Consider the following 23,019-nt stretch of genomic DNA (forward strand, 5'->3'; position numbering starts at 1 on the left):
TTTCATGTCAGAACCCAGGGTGCAAGATTACGATGAATAAAGATTTTACCTTTACGATTAAGCGCAGTTCCTTCGATGAAAACTATAACCCTTCAGAAGGTACGCGTATTACAACCAACTTTGCTAACTTGGCCCGAGGAAAGAATCGTCAGGAGAATTTACGCAATACTTTGGTGATGATTGATAATCGGTTCAATTCATTAGCCAATTGGGATAACCCCAAGAGCGATCGCTATTCTGTCGAACTTGAAATCATTTCCGTTGAGATGAGTATTGAAGGCAATGGCAATACCTTCCCAGTGATTGAAATATTAAAAACAAATATTATTGATAAGAAAAACAACGAGCGTATTGAAGGTATTGTGGGGAATAATTTTTCTTCTTACGTACGAGATTATGACTTCAGCGTATTGCTGTTAGAACACAATAATAACCAACCCCAATTTAACATTCCAGATAACTTTGGGGATTTGCATGGGAACATATTTAAATATTTCGTTAACTCAAATGAGTACAAAGAGAACTTTAAAAAATCGCCTGTAATATGCTTAAGTGTCTCAAGTAAAGACACCTATTACCGGACGGGGAACCAGCATCCTGTATTAGGCATTGAGTATCAGCAGAATGATTCTTCTTTGACTGAAAAATATTTCAATAAAATGGGGTTGCAGGTTCGTTATTTCATGCCTAAAAATAGCGTTGCGCCTTTGGCTTTTTATTTTTCTGGTGATTTACTTAGTGATTATACTGATATTGAGCTTATCAGTACTATCAGCACGATGGAGACTTTCCAAAAAATTTACCGACCTGAGATCTACAATAGTAACTCTGCCGCAGGACAATACTATCAACCCAGCCTGAATCATCAGGATCATTCATTAACAAAAATTGTTTATGACCGGGAAGAACGCAGCCAGTTAGCTATTGAGCAGGGGAAATTTACTGAAGAGCACTTCATCAAGCCATACAAGAATATTCTTGAACAATGGTCCGCTAACTACGCTCTTTGATTAACCGAAAATAAAAGGTCATCTATTATGAAAATATTACTTCCCACTTCAACTGCTGGCAGTTTGCCTAAACCTTCCTGGCTTGCACAACCAGAGACACTTTGGTCCCCTTGGAAATTGCAAAATGAAGAATTAATTGAGGGGAAACAAGATGCACTGCGTTTGTCCCTGGAAGACCAACTGCGGGCAGGCATTGACATTGTCAGTGATGGCGAGCAAACGCGACAACACTTTGTCACTACGTTTATTGAGCACCTCAGCGGCGTTGACTTTGAGAAACGTCAGGTCGTTAAAATTCGTAATCGTTATGATGCAAGTGTACCGACCGTCGTAGGTTCTGTGGCGCGTCAAAAACCTGTTTTTGTCGAAGATGCCAAATTTTTACGTCAGCTCACCAAGCAGCCTATTAAATGGGCCCTGCCAGGGCCTATGACGATGATCGATACGCTCTATGATAGTCACTATAAGAGCCGCGAAAAGCTTGCGTGGGAGTTTGCAAAAATTCTCAATCAAGAGGCAAAAGAATTAGAAGCTGCTGGCGTCGATATTATTCAGTTCGATGAGCCTGCCTTTAACGTATTTTTTGATGAGGTGAACGATTGGGGGATCGCCGCGTTAGAAAAAGCCATTGAAGGACTTAAATGTGAAACGGCTGTGCATATCTGCTATGGATATGGTATCAAGGCCAATACCGATTGGAAAAAGACGTTGGGATCAGAGTGGCGACAATATGAAGAAGCTTTCCCAAAACTGCAAACATCTAATATCGATATAATCTCACTGGAATGCCATAACTCGCATGTCCCAATGGATCTGCTTGAACTTATTCGCGGTAAAAAAGTAATGGTTGGGGCCATTGATGTGGCAACCAACACCATAGAGACACCAGAAGAAGTCGCCAATACATTGCGTAAAGCACTTCAGTTTGTAGATGCCGATAAACTCTATCCTTCTACCAACTGTGGCATGGCTCCCTTGTCTCGTCAGGTTGCCACAGGCAAACTCAATGCCTTAAGCGCGGGTGCAGAGATCATCCGCAGAGAACTCTCAACGAAATAACATCGCTAAATATTCGGTCTATCTAAAGGAAATCCCCAGGGTGTTAGGCGTACAGCACAACCTGACTAATGTGGAACGATAAAGTGCGAAGTTGTTTAGTGCGTTTGTATTTTGAATAATGTCTACTTTGCCACTGAGCAGTCCAGATGACATCGGGCTGCTTAGCAGCAAACAGCAGAAGTTCACGATTTCTTATATGGTCGAATAAAGGGTGTGCTCCTCTAGAACGCCGAAACTCTATCGTTTTAATAAAGTTATAGACTAATTAACACACCGGAAAGCCATCAAAAATGCGAATGACTTCATCTTTGATGGTTTCTGAATCCGTTGTTACTCAGCGCGGATAATTACCGACAGCGCGATTCACTGCCGCCCATGCCGTCATGACATCTCGTTGGCTCATGGCCAGCGCCTGCCTTGCCTGGATATTGCTGCGCTGTGCATCCAACACATCGATAAAATTGCTAAGTCCGCCATCGTAACGTGCCTGGATTAGCTTCAGTGCCTGTCCGGCACTGTCCGCGCGAATCTGCTGCTCGTTTAATTTTTGCTGCGCCGCTGCATAACGACTTAAAGCATCATCAATTTCCTGCCACGCCTTCAGAACTGTTTTGTGGTAATCGACTGCAGCCTGCTGTTGATCGGTTTCCCGTAAAACCACCGTCGCTTTACGACGTCCTCGGTCAAACAAGGGCAGATTCAGGCTCGGTCCTACTGACCAGCTGCGGCTGCCCCACTCAGTAAAGTTATCCGCACTGTAGGTATCCATACCAATTCGTGCGCCCAATGTAATACTCGGGTAAAGTTCGGCTTCCGCTACACCAATTCTCGCCGTTGCCGCATGAAGATTGGCTTCTGCAGCCCGGATGTCAGGTCGGTTGAGTGCCACTTCGGACGGAATACCCATATGCAATGGTGGCAAATTACCCGGTTTTAAGCTGTCCGCGTGATATTGCAGCTGCTGTTGCAGCGCACCCGGCCGTTCGTCCAACAGCAAGAGGAGCTGGTTCATTGCCACACCTTCTTGTGCCTGAAGGTCGATCAGGTTCGCTCGGGTGGCAGCCAGTTCACTGCGCTGTCTTTCCTGGCTGGTCTCATCCAGCTCTCCACCCTCTGTTCGTGCCTGAATCAGAGAAAGGCGTTCATCCAGCGCTTTTTCATCCTGTTTGGCGAGCATGATTTGCTGCTGAATGCCACGCAAGTTGTAATAGTTATTCACCACATCACCGACAATACTCAGCCTTGCCAGCTCCAGCATCGCTTTCTGGGATTGAACATCCGCGTCAGAAGCTTCTATTGCGCGGCGTACATGCCCCCACAGATCGATTTCCCATGAGAAATCCAGCCCACCTTGATACCAGTTCGACGGCGCAGCCATCAGCTGTATGAGTTCATCCGGGTTGGGCAGCGCTTCTTTCAGAGCTCGCGTTGAAGGGCTGTTCTCGCTTTGCTGGATCCGGGTGACACTGCCAGTGGCGTTCACAGTTGGAGTTTGCTGCGAAGCGGTTATCTGCTGCTGTGCACGGGCGCTAGCAAATCGCAACGTTGCGGTGCGAATATCCGGGCTCGCCGATAAGGCTTTGGTAACCAGTGCATCAAGTACAGGATCGTTATAGCGTTTCCACCACTGGTTATCTGAAACGGCGTTCCCTCCTGGTAGCGTATGCAACGCGGCATCACCGCTGCGCCAGGTTGTCCAGTCTGTTGGTGCATCTGCCTTTGGCTTTTGGAAATCCGGACCAACTGTACAACCACTGATGAGAGTCAGTGCAGTCATCGCCGCCAGCGCGGATAATGCATGACGATTGAAAAGTGAAAAACGGTTATTCATCTGGATCCCTGCATCAGTAGAGTCGGTTACGAAACAGCCACGCGGCCAACGGCATGGTGATAAGTGCCATGGCTATCATGGGAATAAAATCAAAGGCGACGTCGCTAAACCCAGCGCCTTCGAGATAGACCCGCCGCACAAGATCAATGGCAAAACGCAGTGGATTAGCATAGGTCAGGGTATCAAGCACCGCAGGCATGGTTTGCACAGGAGTTAGCAATCCGGAAAGCAACATGAGCGGCATGATGAGTAAGAAGGTGTACAACATGGCCTGTTGCATGTTGATGGAAACCGCTGAAATCGACAGCCCCAGACCGACAGCTGCAATATTGAAACTGAGCAGCCCGAAATAGAGAAGAAACAGCGACCCGTTCATTGGGATCTGGAACCAGAATAATATGACCAAGAGGATGATTGTCGATTGCACCAACCCAACCAACACCGGTGGGATGGCTTTGCCAATTAGCAACTGCATGGGCGTAAAGGGTGTGACCAGAAGTTGGTCAAAGGTCCCCTGCTCCCGTTCTCTGGCGACCGAAAGAGCCGACAACAACAACGTCTGCATCATACTGATTGCCGCAATCAGCGTGGGCATCAATCCCCATCGAGACTCAAGATTCGGATTATACCAGGCGCGGACCTCAACATTTATCGGTGAAAGGTTGCCTGTCCTGCGCTGGTTAAAGTCGTTGACCACCGCGCTGATATATCCTGCTGCCGCACCTGCGGTAGAGGAATTACGGCCATCGAGGATCACCTGCAATGGTGACGTCAGTCCCTGGTTAAGCTTATTTTCAAAATCAGGTGGGAATGTCAGTACCATCAAGGCTTTCCCGTCCATTACCACCTGCTGAATTTGCGAGGCTGACGTCAGCGTGGCGGTTCGGTTAAATACGCCAGTCCCGTCCAAGTGCGAAATAATTTGTGTTGAAGCCTGACCCCGGCTTTGATCCAGTACAGCATAGTCTACGTGGTTAACATCATAGGTTGCCGCGTAGCCGAACAGTAATGCCTGCATAAAAACGGGAGCAATCAGGATCACTCTGTTGGCGGGTTCTTTGACAATGGTCAGGATTTCTTTTCTTATCAGAAAGCTGATGTGCCGCAGCCATTGTTGGAATTCAGATATCATGCGCTACCTCAGCCGTTTGCGAAGGGAAAGCCGTGAGGCATTAATCAGGATAACCGCATAGAGCAGCAGGATGCCGCATTGGCGGAAAAACATCGGCCAGTCATCACCACCCAGAAACAGCGTCTTGATAAGTGACATGAAATGGGTTGCGGGTAAAATCTGACTGACAACCTGAACGACTATCGGTAAGTTACGGATATCAAACACAAAACCAGATAGCATCATCGCAGGCATAAAACTCGCAATCAATGCAATCTGGCTGGCCAAAAACTGGCTTGGCGCGAAGCCTGATATGGTCAACCCCATCCCCAGCGAGACCAACAAATACAGTAGTGAAGACGTAATGATGGCGAAGAGAGAGCCTCTGATTGGGATCGCAAACAGGTAATGCGCAGCAAGCAGGCAGATAACGAGATCGACAGTGCCAATCACCATATAAGGTGCAAGTTTGGCCAACACCAGTTCCAGTGGGCGAACGGGTGTAACAAACAAGGCTTCAAGTGTTCCCCGCTCACGCTCACGGGCAATCAGCAGTCCGGTAAGAAATGCCCCAATCAGCGTCAAGATGAGGACGAGGATCCCCGGCACAATAAACCAAGTACTGATCCCGGCTTCGTTGAACCACATGCGTTGTTCAATGGATACCGTGCCTGTCGTTGACGCGAGATTTTGTCTGTCAGACTCAATCGCCGTCTGCGTACCCAATGCACCGGTGATATAGCTCTGTGCCGCAGAGGCAACGCTGGTGACAGCCCCGTTGAGCAATACCTGCAATGTGCCATTTCCCGACGCCGTGCTTTCGGCATAGTCTGAAGGAATCCGAACAATGGCATCAATCTCATCTTTCTGAAGTGCTGCCTGCGCAGCAACGAGGCTCGGGTACTCCTGCACGGAGAGATAACGACTGCCCTGTAATGCGGTAAGGACCTGATGGCTCTGAGTGGTATGCTGCTCCTGCACCACCGCGACACGCGCCGTGCTCAGATCAAAAGAGACGCCGTAACCAAACAGCAAGATCAGCACGATGGGCAGTAGAAACCCGACCGCAAGGTTGCTTTTATCGCGTATCAACTGGCGGGTTTCTTTGCGAGTCAGCGAGATCAGACGACGAAGGAACGTTGAATCATTCATTGCTGAGCTCCTTTTGAGCCACCTGAGCACGGGAATTTTCGACAATGGCAATAAAGGCAGTATTCATGTCTGCTGTATGGTCAAGTCCTGCGAGCTGACGGACTTCTTTAGGCGTACCCAACGCCAGCAGCTTTCCCGCATCCTGAATCGCAATCCTGTCGCAATATTCGGCCTCCTCCATAAAATGCGTTGTGACGATAATAGTGATGCCTTTGTTCGCCAGTTCGCCAATGGTGTACCAGAACAGACGCCGCGCCAGTGGATCGATACCGCTGGTCGGCTCATCGAGAAAAACAATTTCCGGTTCATGCAACAAAGCTACTGCCATGGATAAACGCTGTTTGAATCCTCCAGGCAGTTCACCGCTAATGGCATCTGGACTCAGTTCAAATTGCTTCAGAGAAGCCTCTATCTGGCGGTTCAGTTTTTCACCAGACAGGCCATACGCTCCCCCAAAGAAAGTCAGGTTGTCCCGTACGCTGAGGTTGCCGTAAAGGGCAAATTTCTGCGAGACGTAGCCAATACGGGCACGCGCTTTCGCCCGCGCTGTGCGCAGGTTCATTCCGGCTACTTCCAGTTGCCCGCTGGTCGCAGGCAGCAACCCACACAGCATACGGAACGTGGTCGTTTTCCCTGCGCCATTCGGCCCTAACAAGCCGAAGATTTCGCCGCGTTTGACGTCAAAAGAGGTATTGGCAACCGCGGTGAAATCACCAAATTTTCGCACCAGATCTTTCACGACGATGACCGGCTCGTCACTGTCGCTATTACTGTTTTGTGCGGAGACCATTTCCGCTTTTACCGGCCCGCCAGGCGCAGTCGAATCGTGCTGCTGTGCTTGATGCAATAACAACATGAAACCATCTTCCAGTTCGGCTTCCCTCGGAGTGGCATTCACTTCACGCGGTGTGGTTTTATCATCGGCAGATAGGCAGATAAAGCGGACGGCATCGCCTTTGGGTACTGCATCAGCAATGGCGTCGCGCTTTTCGAGTAGATGAGCCTGTAAAATACGTGATTTAGTGCCTTGTGCAGGAACGGCCAACCATGTTCTACCTGCGGCCTTATGACGCAGCATTTCAGGTTTACCCTCTGCGAGGATTTTGCCCTGATTCATCACATAAATTTGCGCGCAGCGCTCGGCCTCGTCCATATAGGCGGTACTGATGATAACGCTCAGTTTTTCATCTTTAACCAGCTGTTCGATGATTTTCCAAAGATCACGACGAGAGAGAGGATCAACCCCGACGCTCGGTTCATCAAGCAGCAGCAAATCAGGGGAACGCACCAGCGTGCAGGCCAACCCCAGCTTTTGCTTCATACCACCTGAGAGCTTTCCGGCTGGGCGCGCCGTAAAGCGGGTCAAATCGGTTATCGACAGCAGTCGTTCGAAGCGTTCTTGTCTGACCTGCGAGGGAACGCCATGCAAATCCGCGTACAAATCGAGATTTTCCTGCACGCTGAGATCCTCATACAGCCCAAAACGCTGCGGCATGTAACTTATGCGGTTTTGCACTGACTGCGGATCTGCGGTCACATCTGTGCCCAATACGGTCAAGCTGCCTGAACTGGGTTCATAAAGCCCGGCAATCAGCCGCTGAAAGGTGGTTTTCCCCGCACCATCAGGGCCAACCAGCGCAGTCAACTCCCCAGCACGAATGTTAAGCGTCAGGCCATCCAGTGCACGCGTTTCAGGAGCATTTTTGGTGACACCTGGAAACAGACGCACCAAGTCGTGTGCAATGACGACATGCTGATTATCAGTTACTGGCATCGCGCTGATTCTCTGGCTGAGTATTGATAGTCACCGTTGCGGGTTGCCCCATACGCAGAACGTTATCAGGGTCGTCAACGACAATGCGGACTTCAAATACCAGATTGGTTCGCAGATCTTCAGTCTGGACAGATTTTGGCGTGAACTCAGCCACAGATGAAATGAACCCAACTTTGCCAGTTACTGGTTTATCCGGAAATGAATCAGTGAAGACCTCTGCCGGCATGCCAGATTTCACACGCCCCAGATCACCTTCATTCAGCCATACGCGGACCCATTTCGGCTTGCTAAGAGCCAGGGTATAGACCGCTTTTTGTGGACCGGTCATGTCACCGGGTTCCTGAAGACGTGCCCGGACCACTGCATCTACAGGAGAACGTAATTCTGCCTGCGAGAGATGGTATTGCATCAACGCCAGCTGTGCCTCGGTAGCGCGAACCTGCGCAACGGAAGCTTCACGTTGCTCTGAGCGCACACCTTTTTCCATCAACGTCAGGCTGGCCTGACGCTCTTTCACGTTAGCCTGGGCGATACGGAGATTACTGCGGGCCGTGTCCAGTTCCTGCTTACTGACCCCCTTTCCTCCTGTGCTGGCGGAAATGCGTTGAATGCGGCTGATGTCTTCGGTTGCTTTTTGTAATTGGGCCTGTGCCGAGGACAATTGGGCTCGGGCCTGAGCCAGTTCTTCAGGCCGTGCCCCAGCCTGCTGTTCACGCACCGTTTGCTTCTGCGCATCTAGCTGCGCCTGGGCCTGCTGCTCCTGAATTTTCAGCGCACGAGTATCCAGTGTGGCGATAACCTGTCCGGCACGAACCTGATCGCCCTCATCGACAGTGAGCGTGCTGATACGGCCGCTGTCTTCAAATGCCAGTGAGACCTGGCGAATGTCGACATTTCCATGCAGCGTCAAGTGACGCTTATCTCCATCGTGACGACCAACCAGCCAGAAAGTCGCCACGGCAATGATAAGAGCCACAACAACTACCCCGGCGATGATTTTTTTATTCATCATAAAAATGTCCTGATGTTCCCTGAGATACTTAGTTTAAATTCAATTTAAACTTTAATTGTGTAATAATAAACCCTTCTTGTCGAATTAACTTATCTGGAAGTTGTGGATTATGAGCAGAGCGCGCCGAAGCGATGGGAATATCACCCGGGAAAGCATCCTCGAAGCAGCAGGAGAGCTGATCGCAGAAAAGGGATTTGCACAGACCACTAACAAAGAAATTGCTAAAAAAGCCAGTGTTGATCTGGCTGCAATCAACTATCACTTTGGTGGTCGTGACGGGTTATATCTCGCTGTACTGACACATGCCCATCACCATTATCTGGATGGTGAGCAACTCGCACGACTTGCTGCATCTGAGCTACCCGCAGAAGATAAGTTAGGCATTTTTCTGGAAACGTTTCTGTCAAAACTGAGCAATCCGGATGACTGGCATGGCAGAGTGTTTGCACGTGAGATGTTGTCTCCATCAGCACAACTCGGTGATTTTATTAATGCTGAAGGTGCTGGAAAGATTCAGTCGGTAAGGCGGATTGTGGGTGAAGCAGCAGGTCTCTCAGCAGAAGATCCCCGCTTGCTCCCTTGCATGCTGAGTGTAGTTGCACCCTGTATGATGCTGATGGTGGCGGGTAATCGTATACCAGGACCTGTGAAGGAAATCGTCGCGATGCAAACGAAAGTGCTCACGACGCATTTCAAACTTTTCTCTCTGGCCGGATTAAAAGCTATACGTGAGAACAAACCAAGCTGATTGATTCAGGAATAGTTAATCGTCATCGGTTAACTGGCCGCGTTCTTTTTAAAAGGTTGTTTAGCGCTTACTGAACGCCAGTCGGGCTGCAAATAACAGAAAAATCATACCTGTTGTACGATCCAGCCAACGGATCACTTTCTCTTTTTGCAGCAGGGATGCCAGCGGACGCGTTGCACCAATCAACATCATTGACCAGGTAATACCAATCGCCATATGAATACTCACCAGCGCAAAAGTCCAGATAACGGGTGAATGCCCCTGTGGTATAAATTGGGGTAAAAAAGAAACATAAAAGATACCCACTTTAGGATTCAGGGCATTACCGAGAATGCCTTTCAAGAACCAGTTTGAAGCAGGCTTTCCGGAAGTAGCTGCGACTGCAAATTGCTTCCTTGGACGCAGCAACATATTTATGCCTAGCCATGTCAGATAAGCTGCGCCGCAGTACTTTAGAATGTCATAAGCAAGTTCTGAAACAGCGATAAGTGCACCCAACCCGAAGGCTACCGCTGCCCCCCATATTAAACAGCCGACACTGATACCAAGCGCAGCATGAACGGCCTGTTTTCTGCCTTCAACAGTCGCCGTTCTTAATACCAGTGCGGTATCCAGGCCCGGTGTTAAGGTCAACAGTACAGCGGCAAAACTAAACGCCAGAAGCGCGTCCATAACGGACATAGCACAATCTCCAGGTCATTAAAATTACGTATGCGTGCTGGATTATGGATTCCAGCCCCTTTCACTTTACGAACACATCGTATAAAGCTTACTTCTCCGGGTCACGGCTTTTCTTATTTCATCAAAGGAATGTGGTGTGCTGCATTAAAGTCCTGCGATTTTGAACCACCAAGATAATCTGCGCCCTATTTATCACCCCCCCGTGCTGTTAGTAATGTCCCCTTTTTGCATTAACAACCAACACATAACTACCAACACAATAACAAGGGCCTTTGGATTGCCACTACAACATACCGCCGTAGTTTTTATTCATGCCGAGGAGTAACCTTTCATGGAAGAAAAACCTTAATTTTTACTATTTTTCAAAGAATTAATAGTCATCACCACTTCAAAAATGGCCCAGCCTACTGCCTGATGGGCCCAGATTGTCGGTCAGGATCTTTAGCAATGCACGGACTTTAGGCAATGCCTGACGGCTTTTGAGCCAAGCCAAATTAATCGGCAGACCATCGGTGGCCAGATGGGGTAACACTTCAACCAAGGTACCCTCTTCAAGCTGTCGCTTCACCAACCAGGTGGGCAATTGTGCAATGCCGTGCCCGGCCAATACCGCGGTGAGCTGCCCTTCTGCATCGCCGATCGCCACCCGTGCGGGTAACACCTTTTTCTCGCTGCTGTTGGGTTGCACTCCGGCAAAATGCCAGGGCGTGGGCAGACCGTTTCCTTCACCGTAAACCACGCAGCTGTGATTTTCTAAATCCTGCTCGGTTTCTGGTGTACCCCGCTTTTTCACGTAGGCCGGTGAAGCACAAAAAATATGCCGTTGTGCCCCCAGATAACAATGCCCCAAGGTATTTGGCCAAATATCAGCGCCACCGATACGTACGATGATGTCGATACCTTCTCTTACAGGATCAACAAAGCGATCAGAAAAGGAGATATGCGGCATCAACAACGGGTGATCCTCAATCAGCTTCAGGATCACCGGCAATGCATGCAGACGGCCATAGGAAGCAGGCAGATCAACACGCACTTTCCCCTGTGGTTGGGCGTTTTCGGCCTGTATTGAGAGTTCCGCCTCCTCCAGTTCGCCAAGCACGCCGGTGCACGTGCGATAAAACGTTACCCCCGCATCAGTCAGTGACAATCGCCGCGTGGTGCGGTGAAACAACCTAACCTGCAAACGCGCTTCTAAACGTGCAATGCCTTTACTGATAGCAGAGCTGGTCAAATTCATACGTTCTGCGGCGGCAGTAAAGCTGCCCATGTCCGCCACACAGACAAACAAGTCGATACCTTTCAGTCTTTCTGAAGAATACATAGCCCACCAAATTGATGAATTTAATTCCATAAACTTGGTAATTTATAGCCTAAATAGGAATATTTTTCTCAGTAAACTCCTCTCTATCGCCAGGCATTAGACCCATGCCTTATTCAGTTATAAACAAAAGGAGTTTATTCATGAGCATAACGAAACCCAGGGTGCTGATTACCGGTGCCACCGGCCAGATAGGCGGTGATACTCTGCGTATTCTCCAGACGGACCCTTCCATCACTCTGGTCGCTGCCGTGCGTTCATCGCAAAAAGCTGCGCCTTTTGAGGCTCAAGGTATTCGCACTGTCATTATGGATTTTGATAAAGAAGACACGCTGGCGCCCGCGCTACACAGCATTGACCGTGTCTTTCTGGCAACCGGTTACACCGTCGACATGTTGCGTCAGAGCAAAGTGTTTCTCGACAAGGCAAAACATGCAGGCGTGCAGCATATTGTGCACCTGGGCGCCTGCGGCCGTGACGATACCACTATTGCACACTGGGCCTGGCATCAACTGATAGAACGTTATATTGAAGCCTTAGATTTCTCCTTCACGCATTTACGGCCAGAGTGCTTTATGCAAAATCTGATCGGCTACGGCGGTGTTCCGGCGGTCGTCAACGGCGTCATTGAGCAATACACCGGCGATGCCCCTTTCAGTTGGGTGGATGGTGAAGACGTTGCGCTGGCAGCGGCCTATTCACTGCTGCATCCTGAAAAACACGCGGGCAAAACTTATCGTCTGGGTTATGACGCCAAGTCTTATGGCGAGATCGCTGCCATGATGACCGAAATACTAGGCCAATCGTTCCGCTATGAAGCACATGATCACCGCGTTTTCCTCGAGAATATGCGGCAATCCGGAGCCGAAATGGCTTATATGAATTGCGTGGGTGACAACCTGCGGCGCATTGCCGAACGTGATATTCCCGGCGTCGAGGAAACGTTTGATAACTTCCCGGAAATAGCAGGCAGAGAGCCTGTGCGCTGGCCTGCGTTTATTCGCAAGCACCGGGCCGCTTTTGCCTATTAAAATTTACTAGTACGCCATTATCAGGCCCCTTCGCTCAAACCCGAACGGGCCTTTATGTACACTCATCCCACCGTTTGATCCCACCTCTTACTCACTGAATTAAACATAAAGATTATGCATTCCCTGCATGCCTGAGCCGCCTGAAACAGAATGTGGAGATATTGTGAATTTGCACTTCCTTTACGATAAATGTAAATGATTATCGTTACCATAATCATTCAATAATATTTGCACACACTTTCAGGGATAAGATGCATGATTTACACAAAAGCTTTCAAATTGAGACCGGGCGCGATACTGCTGGCAGGGTTGATTAGCGGTAGCGGCTATGCCGCTGATGATCTGGCGGGTGAAAGTGAAGAAATGGTGGTCTTGGCACCGGCAGAGGAACAATTAAAACAGCAACCTGGCGTCTCCATTATTACCGCTGAAGACATCGCCAAGGATCCTCCGGTCAATGATTTATCCGACATTATTCGAAAAATGCCTGGCGTGAACCTCACCGGTAACAGCGCCAGCGGCAGCCGGGGCAATAACCGTCAGATCGATATACGCGGGATGGGGCCAGAGAATACGCTGATCCTGATCGACGGCGTCCCGACCACGTCACGTAATTCGGTCCGCTATAGCTGGCGCGGCGAAAGAGATACCCGCGGCGATACCAACTGGGTGCCAGCAGAAATGGTTGAACGTATCGAGGTTCTGCGGGGCCCGGCGGCGACACGTTACGGTTCCGGTGCCGCAGGTGGGGTAATCAATATCATCACCAAGCGCCCAACTAACGACTGGCACGGAAGTTTATCTCTGTTTACCAATCAGCCAGAAAACGACAAAGAGGGGGCGACAAAGCGCACTAACTTTAGCCTCAGCGGCCCATTAGCTGGCGATGCACTCACCATGCGGTTATACGGAAACTTCAACAAAACCGACGCCGATGCTGCTGATATCAACACGGCACAAAACGGTTCCTATGCTGCCGGTCACGAAGGCGTGCGCAACAAAGACGTCAATGCCCTCTTCTCCTGGAAAATGACCCCAACGCAGATCGTTGATTTTGAACTGGGCTACAGCCGTCAGGGGAATATCTATGCCGGCGATACCCAGTACAGCAACGGTAACCTTAGCCCGAACGATCTGGTGTCATCACTGTACGGGCAAGAAACCAACCGTCTATATCGCCAGACCTATGGCATCACCCATAACGGCATCTGGGATTGGGGGCAGTCACGCGTCGGCATCTATTACGAAAAAACCAATAATACCCGCCTGCAAGAAGGGTCTACCGGGCGTGTGGAAGGGATGATAAACAGCGACCAATACACGACCAGTCGGCTGCAAAATGTCAGAACTACCGGTGAAGTGTCACTTCCGTTAGACCTGTGGTTAGACCAAACCATGACGCTCGGTGCAGAGTGGAACCGGGAACAGCTTAACGACCCCGCATCCATGCAGGTCACGGATGCCAGCGGCATCACCATTGGCGACATATCCGGCGATCCTGGCGGCCGCAGTGCTAAAAACAGTGCTGAACTTAGCGCTCTGTATTTCGAAGATAATATCGAAGCCGTACCCGGTACTTTGCTGATTCCCGGCCTGCGTTTCGATTATCACAGTAAATTCGGCAGTAACTGGAGCCCAAGCCTCAACGCTTCACAAGAGCTTGGCGACTACTTCAAACTGAAAGCGGGCATTGCACGCGTATTTAAAGCCCCTAACCTGTACCAATCCAGCGAAGGCTACCTGCTTTCTACCCGTGGCAACGGATGCCCAAATAATATTGCCTCAGGAAGTTGCTACCTGATGGGTAACAACGATTTAGATCCCGAAGTCAGCATTAACAAAGAGATTGGTCTGGAATTCGCCTATGAAGGATTCAATGCCGGTATCACCTACTTCCGTAACGATTATAAAAATAAAATCGTCTCGGGTACCGATCTGGTGGGCTACGCCTCTAACGGTTACAACATTTTACGCTGGGAAAATGGCGGCAAAGCGGTGGTCGAAGGCTTAGAAGGCAGCCTGGTGATCCCGGTGATCAAAGATCGGCTTAGCTGGCGCACCAATGCTACCTACATGATCACATCAGAGAATAAGGAGACCGGCAATCCACTTTCCGTGATCCCCAAATACACCGTCAATACCATGCTGGATTATCAGTTGACCGATAAGCTTTCAACCAATGTCACCTGGACCTTTTATGGCCGTCAGAAACCACGTGAGTATGCCGAAATCCGCAATGAAGTGGGTTCGCTGGCAACCAATGAGGTAGGGTCCTATTCCGTAGCAGCGGTTGGGGTGAATTATGATCTGGCCAAGAACCTGCGTCTGAATGCAGGCATAAGTAATCTGTTTGATAAGGAGCTGTATCGTGAAAACGAAGGTGCGTCGACTTATAACGAACCCGGCCGCGCTTATTATGCTGGTATGACGTTGTCATTCTGATTGACTAAGATGCAGACTAGCCCGTTCGGGGAAACTGAGCGGGCCTTTTAGCGTTCAAAAACTTCGCCTGGCCACCAGAAAAGCACCAATGACCAACAATACACCGCCCAAGAGTGCAGGCAAATTTTCGCGCAGTGCCGCTGGCCCGGCTTTGTAGATATCCACCATCAGCCCCGCAACTAACTGGCTGGCAACCAGGACGGCAATGGTAGTCGCCGCCCCCAGCTTCTGGTAGCCCAGGATACCGGAGAAAACAAAAAATGAACCCAGCAAACCGGGCAGCAACATCCATATCCTGAGTGTGCCAGTCACCTCCGCCAACGCGCTCACGCCGTTTTTGGCAAACAATAACCCCATCAACAACAACAGGCCAACGCTGGAGTTGATCACCAACGTAATCAACACCGTCGACACACTTTCAGTAATACGCACCATTAGCAGGTTCTGGATAACCAGACTGATCCCGGCGGCCACCAGCAGCAATAGCATGATATTCATAGCGATCCTGAATTTTTCGGCATGATTAGCGGGCCGGTGGCTCGTTGTTGTCATCGAGTTTTAACTGCAAAAAGGTCAAATCCAGCCATTTACCGAACTTGGCGCCCACTTCGCTCATCCGTCCGACCATCTCGAACCCCAGATTGATGTGCAACTGCACGGAGGCATGGTTACCGGACTCAATACCCGCCACCATCACATGTTTGCCAATTGCCCGCGCCTGCTCAATCAGAGCGATCAGTAACGTTTTACCCACTCCGCCACCACGGCAATCCTTGCGGACATAAACCGAGTGTTCGACAGTGTGTCGGTAACCGTCCCAGGCCCGCCAGTCACCAAATGAGGCATACCCCATCACCTCACCCGCCTCATTAACCGCGACCAATACCGGATAACCCGCAGCTTGCCGTTCCGCCATCCAGGCCTCACGGTTCGCCGCATCGACGCTAAGTTCATTCCAGATCGCCGTCGTATTAAGCACAGCATCATTATAGATAGCCGCAATACCTGCACTATCGGTTATAGTCGCGTTACGGATAAGCATGTTGACCTCTTGGTTGACTGTCTACTATCATACTACGATATGAATAATAAATTAGACAACTTAAATCAACGCATCGGTGCGCGGATCCGCATCGAACGTGAAGCACGCCATTGGTCATTGTCCGATCTGGCCGAAAGGGCCGGAGTTTCGCGTGCCATGGTGCACAAAATTGAACGCGGTGACAGTAGCCCTACGGCGATGTTGCTAGGTCGCCTCTCTGGCGCGTTCGGCCTGAGCATGTCAAAACTGATCGCCCGGGCGGAAACGCAAGAAGGTCGGTTGATGCGCCAACAGGATCAGCCGGTTTGGGTCGATCCCGACAGTGGCTACATTCGCCGTCATGTGTCTCCGCAGTCGGATATGCCACTCGATCTGGTGCGCATTGAACTGCCTGCCGGCGCGGAGATCCCCATGCCAGCCTCAGCCTACGCTTTTATGCGGCAACTGCTGTGGGTGCTGTCAGGTTCGTTGGTGTTTCAGGAAGGCGAAACCCGCCATGAGATGGCTGAAGGTGATTGCCTTGAACTCGGTCCGCCCACCGATTGTGTATTCAAAAATGAGAGCGCCGAAACCTGCATTTACCTGGTGGTAGTGATGAACAAGGCCTGACGCTGTCAGGCCCTAAACGGATGACGCTTAACGTTGTGGGTCCCGGTTATAGCCTGCACAGAAAAATTTCTCGGCCAAGCGATTAGCGCCGCCAGAGAAGAACTCACTCATCAGCTCCCCATTGAGATCGTAGGCCCGGCAAAGCAGCCCGGCCTCGAACGCTGCCTGATTTTCATCTCCTAAGCTTTCCGCCAAATGGTGGGCATACCCCAACACGAAACCCCGCTTGTAGTCACAGCAGAACCGGGATAACTGACCTGGTGGGCTGGCGTCCTGCGCTTTTAAACCGGCCATCAGTCCCTTGCCGAAGTGATTGTTCATGGAACCCCCTTTTCTCTCAATGATCGCTATATAAAACATTATATAGCGATCATTGTGGCCATGGACATACTCACAAAGTTTTACCTCAACGTCTTACGGCATAAAAAAGCCCGCAGAGCGAAACCCTGCGGGCTAATCAGTCTTTGAAGATCTATTACAGGGTGAAGTTCAGCCCTTCCACCACAGTCTGCTCAAGTGGCAAACGGCCTGAAGGGATCTCTTTTTGCTGCAGGAACTCAGGCAGACGGGATTTATCCCCCGCTTTACCGATAGCCACGATGCCATGCACTTGATAGTTGTCAGGCAGATTGAGCGCAGCTTTGATTTTATCGTGATGGATGCCCCCCATGCAGTGGGTCAGCCAGCCTTTCAAATGTGCCTGCAACGCCAGGTTAGCCCAAGCGGCACCGGCATCGAAGGCGTGGCTTGGGTTACTCACTTCTTTTTCACCGTTCAAACTGGTGGTTTTGGAGATGACCACCACCAGCGCCGAAGCGTGTTGCGCCCAACCGCGGTTAAATTCAACCAGGAAATCCAGGTAGCTGTCCCAGCTGGCCGAACCATGCTTGCTGTAGGCAAAGCGCCATGGCTGAACGTTATACGCTGAAGGCGACCAGCGCGCGGCTTCAAAGAAACTCAGCAGGGTTGCATCGTCAATAGGATCATTCGCCAGCGCGCGCGGCGACCAACGTTCAATAAACTGCGCATCAATCGGGTGATCGGAAATTCTTGGCTGGCTCATGGACATCTCTCTCATGGGTATGGAATAACAACGTTATCTGATATTCCCATGACTCACACCAGCAAAACTTTTATTTTGTGCTATTGCTCAGCGCAGGAGCTCTTGTTGCAGCCAATCCAGGAACGCCCGTACCGGCGGATGTCGTTCGCGACCCGGTACACACAGTGCGGTATAAGCGGCACCCGGCACGCGTATTTCCGGACGATAGGAAACCAATAAGCCATTACGTACCTGATCGGACACCATCACCGAACTGGCCAACACCAGCCCCTGCCCAGCCACCGCTGCCTGCAACGCATAATGCTCTTCGTCATACGCCCGTAACGTCGTGTGCTGTTGCCACCAATCAACCCCGGCAGCCTGACACCACTCGCGCCAGCCGTTTTCATACAAGGTAGAGTCATGCCAGCGAACGGTGATCAGTGCGGGCGTCTGCTGTTCCGCTGCGCACAGGCCCGGGGCACCATAAACACCAAAACTCTCCTCCAGCCGCGCCGCCTGATGCAACTGCGGGTAGTTTGCACTGCTGTAGCGAATAGCAATGTCCACACTGGCGTCCTGCTGTAGGTCAATAACCTCGCCGCAGGCTTCCAGGCGGACCAGATAATGCGGATAGGCCTGATAGAACCGCCCCAGACGCGGGACTAACCACAGTGCAGCGAATGAATGGGTGACCGAAACACACAATGAGCCGGCACTGGGTACAGGGCGTAGCGCATCCAACGTCATTGCCACATCAAGCAGCGCAGTGTGCACCCTGGCAAACAGGCGTTCACCCTTCTGCGTCAATCGCACGCCGCGCGGTACCCGATCGAACAAGGCGAAACCCAATTGCTGTTCAAGGACTTTGATCTGATGTGACACCGCCGTCGGCGTAACCGCCAACTCCAGTGCGGCTTGTTTAAAACTGCGCAAGCGGGCAGCGGACTCAAAGGTGCGTAGCGCAGTAACCGGCAGCGTAGCAAACATGGTGTTGGTTCCGTAAAGGTGAATTCAATTCATCTTGGCAGAGTAAAGCTCATTTGTCGCTGGCGCTGAACACAACGTAAATTGACTATTCACACTCGTTGCCAGCAAACGGAGAGTTACATGAATTCATCTCATCACCCAAAACATCTTATCGTATTGGTCGGCAGCCCACGCCGTGACGGCAACAGTGCCGCTTTGGCCCAAGCCGTGATGACCGGCGCCGCCGAGGCAGGAACAACAGCCAGCCTGCATTTTCTGGATGATTACATCAGCGGTTTTCTAGCTGATGAGCGCCATGCAGCTCCGCCTTCCGACCGTTACGGTGAACTGTTCCTGACACATTTTCTGCCTGCGGACGCGGCTGTGTTTTGCACCCCACTTTACTGGTATGGCATGTCGGCGCAAACCAAAGCCTTTTTCGATCGCTCTTTCAGCTATTACGCCAGCACCTACCCCGATGCGGAGCAGGTGCACCAGCGTATGAGCGGTAAGCGCATCGGGCTGGCCGTGGCCTCAGAGGAAACGTACCCCGGTGGTGCTATGGGGATCGTGCATCAGATTCAGGAGTTCAGTCGCTATACGCATTCCGAGTTTGTCGGCGTGGTACAGGGGGCAGGCAACAACCGCGGTGAAATCAGCCGTGATCCACGCAATCCACTGCTGGCCGCTCACGAGTTGGGACGCGATATTTTCACACGTCACTACTCGGATTACCGAGTGGATACGCCACGCAGCCCGCAAGTTTGGCAACGTTGATTCGCCAAAAGGGGCAGTTTGCTGCCCCTTTATTAAGGTTGCGCAAGTATATGTAGCAATATATTGCCGCCCATTGGCCCGTTAGGATAAACATCATATGATGTGTCCGTCAGACCGGCACGCCAATCAACTCAAAGTGAAATAAGATGTCAAAACAATGGAAAATAACGGCAGCCAACGCCTGTCTGCAGGTGTACACCCGGTTCGGCGGCAGTGTTAAAGATAAAGCCAGTTTTCATCCGGGCCTGACGTTTAATCGCATTGTTATTTTCTCCACCACCGCACTTGGCGATCTTATGTTTAATACGCCAGCTATTCGCGCGGTGCGTGAACGCTACCCAACGGCACACATCACGCTTATTTCAAGCTATAAAAACAAACAATTGGTCGCAGAAAGTCGTTTCTTTAATGATGTTATTTATTGGGATCATAAAGCAAAAGACATGCTCAGCGTTATTCACCAGCTGCGTAAACATAAGCCTGAACTGGCGATCATCCTTCACTCCAAATCCCCTTATGACGTCATTGTCGCCATTACCGCCGGTTGCCACTATGTGTTCAAAGATGCTTACGGCAACAAAGCCACCGGCATGGAACCCTGGCTGAGCGGAGTCAGCCGCAGCACCGGCGGGCATTTAATTCAGCGCAAGTTGGATCTGGTGGCGCAATTGGGGTGTCGCACAGACAATACCGAGATGTTTATTCCCATTGAGTTTCCACCGGTGAATAAAACCAGCGGCAAAACCCTGATTGGTTTCCAAATGGGGGCTTCAGAAACCTTACGCTGCTGGCCCGTTGAACGTTTTACTCATCTGGCCAAACTGCTGCTGGCGCACTCGCCACACAACCAGATTGAGTTAATTGGCACCCCTAAAGAGCTAGCCATCGAAAAGGCCTTCATGGCCGGACTGACGCTAGCCGAGCAACAACGCGTGGTCAGCCACATGGGCAAAACCACCCTGCCGCAACTGCTGGCAGTGATGTCAAACATGCAGGTTTTGGTCACCGGCGACACTGGCCCCCTGCATCTGGCCATTGCCCTCAAAACCCCCACCGTCAGCCTGTTTGTCACAGCGAATCCGCAGCATACTGGCCCCTATCAGAATAGCGAGTTGCATCAGGTTATGTACGTGCCCACGGATACGATACAGCTCAGTGCAGCCCAACGTCGTCAACCGCTTAGCATCATCACTGAGCATCAGGTTTTTGATAAAGTGGCGGCTGCGCTTCAACGCGGCTGATCAGCGATCGCATTGGCAGGTTGGGCAAACACCATGGCCAGCGGGAACCAAAACAGGTACCAAAACTCGGCCGGATTGGCGATAACAAACATACCCTGCGAGCAATAGAAAATCAGCATGAAAAAATACAACGCGGCTTCCAGCCGTCGCCCGGCGTTGAGATGACGTACAGCGAGCACTGCGCCAAATACCAGTAATCCTGCAAACAGGCTAAACCCGATCAGCCCCCCCTTGAGTAATGCCCCCAGGTACAAGCTATGCGTTGTATGAATAAACTCGCCGGTGTAATTGGTGAACGTCAGTTCTTTATCAAATCCATAGCCAAAAAATGGCGCCTGCGCTATCAACATCCCACTATGCTGCCAAATACTCATTCGTACAAAACTCTGCTGATACAGTTCTTCAAAACGTGTAATCAGCATCTCGCCAATGGGTGAAAAAACAACCACCATTGCGGCAAGTATCATCGCGGCCACAATAGAAAAAACCGTTTTTTTATTCAGTGCCAGGTAGGATGTGGTTAATGCAAGTGCGGCTAGCAGGGCAATCAAAGGCCCACGGCTTTGCGTCAGCACCATAAAAGCAAAAAGCACCGGGATCGACAGCAGGGCTTTTTTTTGTTGGGTATCACGAAAAACCATCAGGCTTAAAATAATCCCCAACGCAGCATAGCCGGCAAGGTCTATCACATTACGCGGGCCGGGATTGGCGTCAGATGTTTCTCTTAGGGTATAAATTACACGGTAATCAACCCATGCCAGATACAGGCATAGCAAGGTGATGCCGGCAATCACCCCGCACAGTAAAAGAGTACGTCGTGGACTTTCCAGCACAGTGACCAACAGGCCAAGATAAATCAGGATATAAGCACTGTGCGTCAAAGTTGACGCCATATTATCCGGCGTGCCCCCCCAGAGATTACTGGCAGAGTAATAGGTGAGAAAACATGCGGCCAGCAGTATCCCCACCACCGTCGAACGTCTGTTAAGCCAGGCTTGTCGAAATGCAGGTTTGGAGAGCAACGTAAGCAAGAAGAAAAATGCTGCGATATGGAATAAATTATTTACCCGGGTGAAACCACAGAAAATAGCACTGAAAAAAGAGAATGCCAGAAAAGCGTAAACAGAGATCAATGCCGTTACATCAGTTCTTTTTGAAAAAATCATTACAATCAACCTTTTCAAAAATACTTGTATCTATGGCACTCCCCAACGAAAAATTCCTTACGACAATATTCTTTTTTTTCATTCTTTCTCCAGCATGACTAAACGCCGGGATAATCAGGTCATCAACCTTCTCCGGTAAGAAGGTTGGCAATTGGTTTTCCGGTGTCTCATAAAATCGTGGCAAGTGGAAATTGTTCATATCCAGCCCTGCAATAAAGAGCTGTTTAAACCCCAAAAAGGCAATTATCTGAAAAGCCCAATACACCACGGTACCGGCATCGAAAATACCATGTCGAATGTCATGGCTAAATGCGATGGATTTACAGACCGGCGAGAAATCAACACACTGATCATGGCGATAATGCTCCCACAAAGCCAGCGGATTGATTTTGGGGTTATAAATTTTGAAGGCTGCGTCCTCAACCACGGCAAACCGGCATTTCACCCCGGCCAACGTGAACCGGTCAATTATTTTCGCCACGCCGTGTACCGTCGTAAACAGGATTAAGTCAGACTCAAGGATAATATCCTGGATAATATCCGGCCGCCGATCGATAAAGCCCATATCGACAATCACGTAAAAGCGAAAGCGCACCTGTTGGCTTAAGCAATAGGCACCGTTGACTCCGATAGCCGGCATATCCGGGATATCGCTAAAGCACATTTTTTTTACCGAGGGTCCCGTTGCCGTCAGCAATACCGGCCCCTGGCAACTGTCTTTCAATGCTGACAAGGTCACTATCGGCACTGTTTGTCTTTTGTACTCTAATACCGCAATTTCTCCGCTTTCTGCACGTTCAATTTTCACATACGGCCAGAGGTTTTCATTGTGCCGGTAAGGCCGTGTATGAGAATAACGATATACCTGCTTAAAAAAACTTCCCATCGCGCCGTATCCCATCGAAAATGCGTCCTGCCAAAATTAACTGTCTATTTTTGAATTAAATTCACTGATGGGCTGAGTATCGGAGCATTAGGGGTGATGGGGCAATTTTTTCAATTTG

General features: G+C 50.3%; 22 protein-coding genes. 8 read left to right on the forward strand and 14 right to left on the reverse strand.

Annotation, left to right across the window (positions count from 1 at the left end; genetic code table 11):
- The first annotated feature begins 32 nt into the window (after positions 1 to 32).
- Together SGBXF1_RS15700 and SGBXF1_RS15705 are read left to right on the forward strand one after the other, a co-directional pair.
- Positions 33 to 1,010 (forward strand): DUF1852 domain-containing protein, encoded by a 978-nt coding sequence (locus tag SGBXF1_RS15700; RefSeq protein ID WP_130381324.1) that lies wholly within the window; start codon positions 33 to 35, stop codon positions 1,008 to 1,010.
- A gap of 27 nt (positions 1,011 to 1,037) precedes the next feature.
- Complete coding sequence (locus SGBXF1_RS15705) at positions 1,038 to 2,069, forward strand: methionine synthase (RefSeq protein ID WP_186427136.1); 1,032 nt, start codon at positions 1,038 to 1,040, stop codon at positions 2,067 to 2,069.
- A 334-nt stretch (positions 2,070 to 2,403) separates the two neighbouring features.
- Here SGBXF1_RS15705 and SGBXF1_RS15710 read toward each other — a convergent pair whose 3' ends face one another.
- Genes SGBXF1_RS15710 through SGBXF1_RS15730 form a run of 5 tightly spaced genes read right to left on the reverse strand, consistent with a single transcriptional unit; the run spans position 2,404 to position 8,949 of the window.
- A complete protein-coding gene (locus SGBXF1_RS15710) occupies positions 2,404 to 3,900 on the reverse strand; it encodes an efflux transporter outer membrane subunit (RefSeq protein ID WP_186427137.1) in 1,497 nt (498 codons plus the stop codon).
- Between the two features lie 13 nt (positions 3,901 to 3,913).
- Positions 3,914 to 5,032: an ABC transporter permease gene (locus tag SGBXF1_RS15715; protein WP_186427138.1), complete on the reverse strand. Its 1,119-nt coding sequence runs from the start codon at positions 5,030 to 5,032 to the stop codon at positions 3,914 to 3,916.
- A gap of 3 nt (positions 5,033 to 5,035) precedes the next feature.
- The gene (locus SGBXF1_RS15720) at positions 5,036 to 6,163 is read right to left on the reverse strand and encodes an ABC transporter permease (RefSeq protein WP_186427139.1); all 1,128 of its coding nucleotides are present in this window, start codon (positions 6,161 to 6,163) and stop codon (positions 5,036 to 5,038) included.
- The gene (locus SGBXF1_RS15725; RefSeq protein WP_186427140.1) at positions 6,156 to 7,937 is read right to left on the reverse strand and encodes an ATP-binding cassette domain-containing protein; all 1,782 of its coding nucleotides are present in this window, start codon (positions 7,935 to 7,937) and stop codon (positions 6,156 to 6,158) included. The genes SGBXF1_RS15720 and SGBXF1_RS15725 overlap by 8 nt, the downstream gene beginning before the upstream one ends.
- The gene (locus SGBXF1_RS15730) at positions 7,924 to 8,949 is read right to left on the reverse strand and encodes an HlyD family secretion protein (protein WP_238320976.1); all 1,026 of its coding nucleotides are present in this window, start codon (positions 8,947 to 8,949) and stop codon (positions 7,924 to 7,926) included. Before SGBXF1_RS15730 ends, SGBXF1_RS15725 begins: the two co-directional genes overlap by 14 nt.
- Before the next feature lie 109 nt (positions 8,950 to 9,058).
- Between SGBXF1_RS15730 and SGBXF1_RS15735 the strand changes: the two genes are divergently transcribed.
- Complete coding sequence (locus SGBXF1_RS15735; protein WP_186427141.1) at positions 9,059 to 9,697, forward strand: TetR/AcrR family transcriptional regulator; 639 nt, start codon at positions 9,059 to 9,061, stop codon at positions 9,695 to 9,697.
- A 60-nt stretch (positions 9,698 to 9,757) separates the two neighbouring features.
- Here SGBXF1_RS15735 and SGBXF1_RS15740 read toward each other — a convergent pair whose 3' ends face one another.
- Entirely contained in the window at positions 9,758 to 10,378 is a 621-nt protein-coding gene (locus SGBXF1_RS15740) for a LysE family translocator (RefSeq protein ID WP_061806638.1), read from the reverse strand.
- Between the two features lie 388 nt (positions 10,379 to 10,766).
- On the reverse strand, positions 10,767 to 11,699 hold the full coding sequence (locus SGBXF1_RS15745; RefSeq protein WP_186427142.1) for a LysR family transcriptional regulator: 933 nt from the start codon (positions 11,697 to 11,699) through the stop codon (positions 10,767 to 10,769).
- Between the two features lie 140 nt (positions 11,700 to 11,839).
- Between SGBXF1_RS15745 and SGBXF1_RS15750 the strand changes: the two genes are divergently transcribed.
- Together SGBXF1_RS15750 and SGBXF1_RS15755 are read left to right on the forward strand one after the other, a co-directional pair.
- Complete coding sequence (locus SGBXF1_RS15750; protein WP_186427143.1) at positions 11,840 to 12,727, forward strand: NmrA family NAD(P)-binding protein; 888 nt, start codon at positions 11,840 to 11,842, stop codon at positions 12,725 to 12,727.
- A 255-nt stretch (positions 12,728 to 12,982) separates the two neighbouring features.
- Positions 12,983 to 15,169, forward strand: a complete 2,187-nt coding sequence (locus SGBXF1_RS15755) for a TonB-dependent siderophore receptor (RefSeq protein ID WP_186427144.1) — start codon at positions 12,983 to 12,985, stop codon at positions 15,167 to 15,169.
- A gap of 54 nt (positions 15,170 to 15,223) precedes the next feature.
- Here SGBXF1_RS15755 and SGBXF1_RS15760 read toward each other — a convergent pair whose 3' ends face one another.
- Together SGBXF1_RS15760 and SGBXF1_RS15765 are read right to left on the reverse strand one after the other, a co-directional pair.
- Positions 15,224 to 15,673 (reverse strand): DMT family transporter, encoded by a 450-nt coding sequence (locus SGBXF1_RS15760; RefSeq protein ID WP_370452813.1) that lies wholly within the window; start codon positions 15,671 to 15,673, stop codon positions 15,224 to 15,226.
- Positions 15,674 to 15,692: 19 nt separating this feature from the next.
- Entirely contained in the window at positions 15,693 to 16,211 is a 519-nt protein-coding gene (locus SGBXF1_RS15765; RefSeq protein WP_037417069.1) for a GNAT family N-acetyltransferase, read from the reverse strand.
- Positions 16,212 to 16,250: 39 nt separating this feature from the next.
- Between SGBXF1_RS15765 and SGBXF1_RS15770 the strand changes: the two genes are divergently transcribed.
- On the forward strand, positions 16,251 to 16,820 hold the full coding sequence (locus SGBXF1_RS15770) for a helix-turn-helix domain-containing protein (protein ID WP_037417067.1): 570 nt from the start codon (positions 16,251 to 16,253) through the stop codon (positions 16,818 to 16,820).
- A 27-nt stretch (positions 16,821 to 16,847) separates the two neighbouring features.
- On the opposite strand, the gene SGBXF1_RS15775 is transcribed toward SGBXF1_RS15770, so the two are convergent.
- The 3 genes from SGBXF1_RS15775 to SGBXF1_RS15785 form a co-directional block, all read right to left on the reverse strand.
- Positions 16,848 to 17,141 (reverse strand): DUF2623 family protein, encoded by a 294-nt coding sequence (locus tag SGBXF1_RS15775; protein WP_037417066.1) that lies wholly within the window; start codon positions 17,139 to 17,141, stop codon positions 16,848 to 16,850.
- 154 nt (positions 17,142 to 17,295) lie between these two features.
- Complete coding sequence (locus tag SGBXF1_RS15780) at positions 17,296 to 17,883, reverse strand: nitroreductase family protein (protein ID WP_037417064.1); 588 nt, start codon at positions 17,881 to 17,883, stop codon at positions 17,296 to 17,298.
- A gap of 87 nt (positions 17,884 to 17,970) precedes the next feature.
- Positions 17,971 to 18,852, reverse strand: coding sequence for a LysR substrate-binding domain-containing protein (locus tag SGBXF1_RS15785; protein ID WP_186427145.1), 882 nt, complete (start codon positions 18,850 to 18,852; stop codon positions 17,971 to 17,973).
- Between the two features lie 120 nt (positions 18,853 to 18,972).
- On the opposite strand from SGBXF1_RS15785, the gene SGBXF1_RS15790 reads away from it, so the two are divergent.
- Together SGBXF1_RS15790 and SGBXF1_RS15795 are read left to right on the forward strand one after the other, a co-directional pair.
- Entirely contained in the window at positions 18,973 to 19,608 is a 636-nt protein-coding gene (locus SGBXF1_RS15790; protein WP_037417062.1) for a flavodoxin family protein, read from the forward strand.
- 146 nt (positions 19,609 to 19,754) lie between these two features.
- The gene (locus SGBXF1_RS15795) at positions 19,755 to 20,849 is read left to right on the forward strand and encodes a glycosyltransferase family 9 protein (protein WP_186427146.1); all 1,095 of its coding nucleotides are present in this window, start codon (positions 19,755 to 19,757) and stop codon (positions 20,847 to 20,849) included.
- Here SGBXF1_RS15795 and SGBXF1_RS15800 read toward each other — a convergent pair.
- Together SGBXF1_RS15800 and SGBXF1_RS15805 are read right to left on the reverse strand one after the other, a co-directional pair.
- The gene (locus SGBXF1_RS15800; protein ID WP_186427147.1) at positions 20,837 to 22,015 is read right to left on the reverse strand and encodes an O-antigen ligase family protein; all 1,179 of its coding nucleotides are present in this window, start codon (positions 22,013 to 22,015) and stop codon (positions 20,837 to 20,839) included. The two genes, SGBXF1_RS15795 and SGBXF1_RS15800, sit on opposite strands and share 13 nt — an antisense overlap.
- The gene (locus SGBXF1_RS15805; protein WP_037417409.1) at positions 21,993 to 22,901 is read right to left on the reverse strand and encodes a sugar glycosyltransferase; all 909 of its coding nucleotides are present in this window, start codon (positions 22,899 to 22,901) and stop codon (positions 21,993 to 21,995) included. The genes SGBXF1_RS15800 and SGBXF1_RS15805 overlap by 23 nt, the downstream gene beginning before the upstream one ends.
- Between the last annotated feature and the right edge of the window lie 118 nt (positions 22,902 to 23,019).

The organism is Serratia grimesii (assembly GCF_900186025.1).
Taxonomy (GTDB): domain Bacteria; phylum Pseudomonadota; class Gammaproteobacteria; order Enterobacterales; family Enterobacteriaceae; genus Serratia; species Serratia grimesii.

Bases quoted from the DNA above. Each gene is read 5' to 3' on its own strand.
- SGBXF1_RS15705 (WP_186427136.1), top strand. From the start codon at position 1,038: ATGAAAATATTACTTCCCACTTCAACTGCTGGCAGTTTGCCTAAACCT.
- SGBXF1_RS15725 (WP_186427140.1), bottom strand. From the start codon at position 7,937: ATGCCAGTAACTGATAATCAGCATGTCGTCATTGCACACGACTTGGTG.
- SGBXF1_RS15780 (WP_037417064.1), bottom strand. From the start codon at position 17,883: ATGAGCCAGCCAAGAATTTCCGATCACCCGATTGATGCGCAGTTTATT.
- SGBXF1_RS15755 (WP_186427144.1), top strand. From the start codon at position 12,983: ATGATTTACACAAAAGCTTTCAAATTGAGACCGGGCGCGATACTGCTG.
- SGBXF1_RS15700 (WP_130381324.1), top strand. From the start codon at position 33: ATGAATAAAGATTTTACCTTTACGATTAAGCGCAGTTCCTTCGATGAA.
- SGBXF1_RS15775 (WP_037417066.1), bottom strand. From the start codon at position 17,141: ATGAACAATCACTTCGGCAAGGGACTGATGGCCGGTTTAAAAGCGCAG.
- SGBXF1_RS15805 (WP_037417409.1), bottom strand. From the start codon at position 22,901: ATGGGAAGTTTTTTTAAGCAGGTATATCGTTATTCTCATACACGGCCT.
- SGBXF1_RS15720 (WP_186427139.1), bottom strand. From the start codon at position 6,163: ATGAATGATTCAACGTTCCTTCGTCGTCTGATCTCGCTGACTCGCAAA.
- SGBXF1_RS15750 (WP_186427143.1), top strand. From the start codon at position 11,840: ATGAGCATAACGAAACCCAGGGTGCTGATTACCGGTGCCACCGGCCAG.
- SGBXF1_RS15745 (WP_186427142.1), bottom strand. From the start codon at position 11,699: ATGTATTCTTCAGAAAGACTGAAAGGTATCGACTTGTTTGTCTGTGTG.
- SGBXF1_RS15800 (WP_186427147.1), bottom strand. From the start codon at position 22,015: ATGATTTTTTCAAAAAGAACTGATGTAACGGCATTGATCTCTGTTTAC.
- SGBXF1_RS15735 (WP_186427141.1), top strand. From the start codon at position 9,059: ATGAGCAGAGCGCGCCGAAGCGATGGGAATATCACCCGGGAAAGCATC.
- SGBXF1_RS15795 (WP_186427146.1), top strand. From the start codon at position 19,755: ATGTCAAAACAATGGAAAATAACGGCAGCCAACGCCTGTCTGCAGGTG.
- SGBXF1_RS15770 (WP_037417067.1), top strand. From the start codon at position 16,251: ATGAATAATAAATTAGACAACTTAAATCAACGCATCGGTGCGCGGATC.
- SGBXF1_RS15730 (WP_238320976.1), bottom strand. From the start codon at position 8,949: ATGATGAATAAAAAAATCATCGCCGGGGTAGTTGTTGTGGCTCTTATC.
- SGBXF1_RS15790 (WP_037417062.1), top strand. From the start codon at position 18,973: ATGAATTCATCTCATCACCCAAAACATCTTATCGTATTGGTCGGCAGC.
- SGBXF1_RS15740 (WP_061806638.1), bottom strand. From the start codon at position 10,378: ATGTCCGTTATGGACGCGCTTCTGGCGTTTAGTTTTGCCGCTGTACTG.
- SGBXF1_RS15765 (WP_037417069.1), bottom strand. From the start codon at position 16,211: ATGCTTATCCGTAACGCGACTATAACCGATAGTGCAGGTATTGCGGCT.
- SGBXF1_RS15715 (WP_186427138.1), bottom strand. From the start codon at position 5,032: ATGATATCTGAATTCCAACAATGGCTGCGGCACATCAGCTTTCTGATA.
- SGBXF1_RS15710 (WP_186427137.1), bottom strand. From the start codon at position 3,900: ATGAATAACCGTTTTTCACTTTTCAATCGTCATGCATTATCCGCGCTG.
- SGBXF1_RS15785 (WP_186427145.1), bottom strand. From the start codon at position 18,852: ATGTTTGCTACGCTGCCGGTTACTGCGCTACGCACCTTTGAGTCCGCT.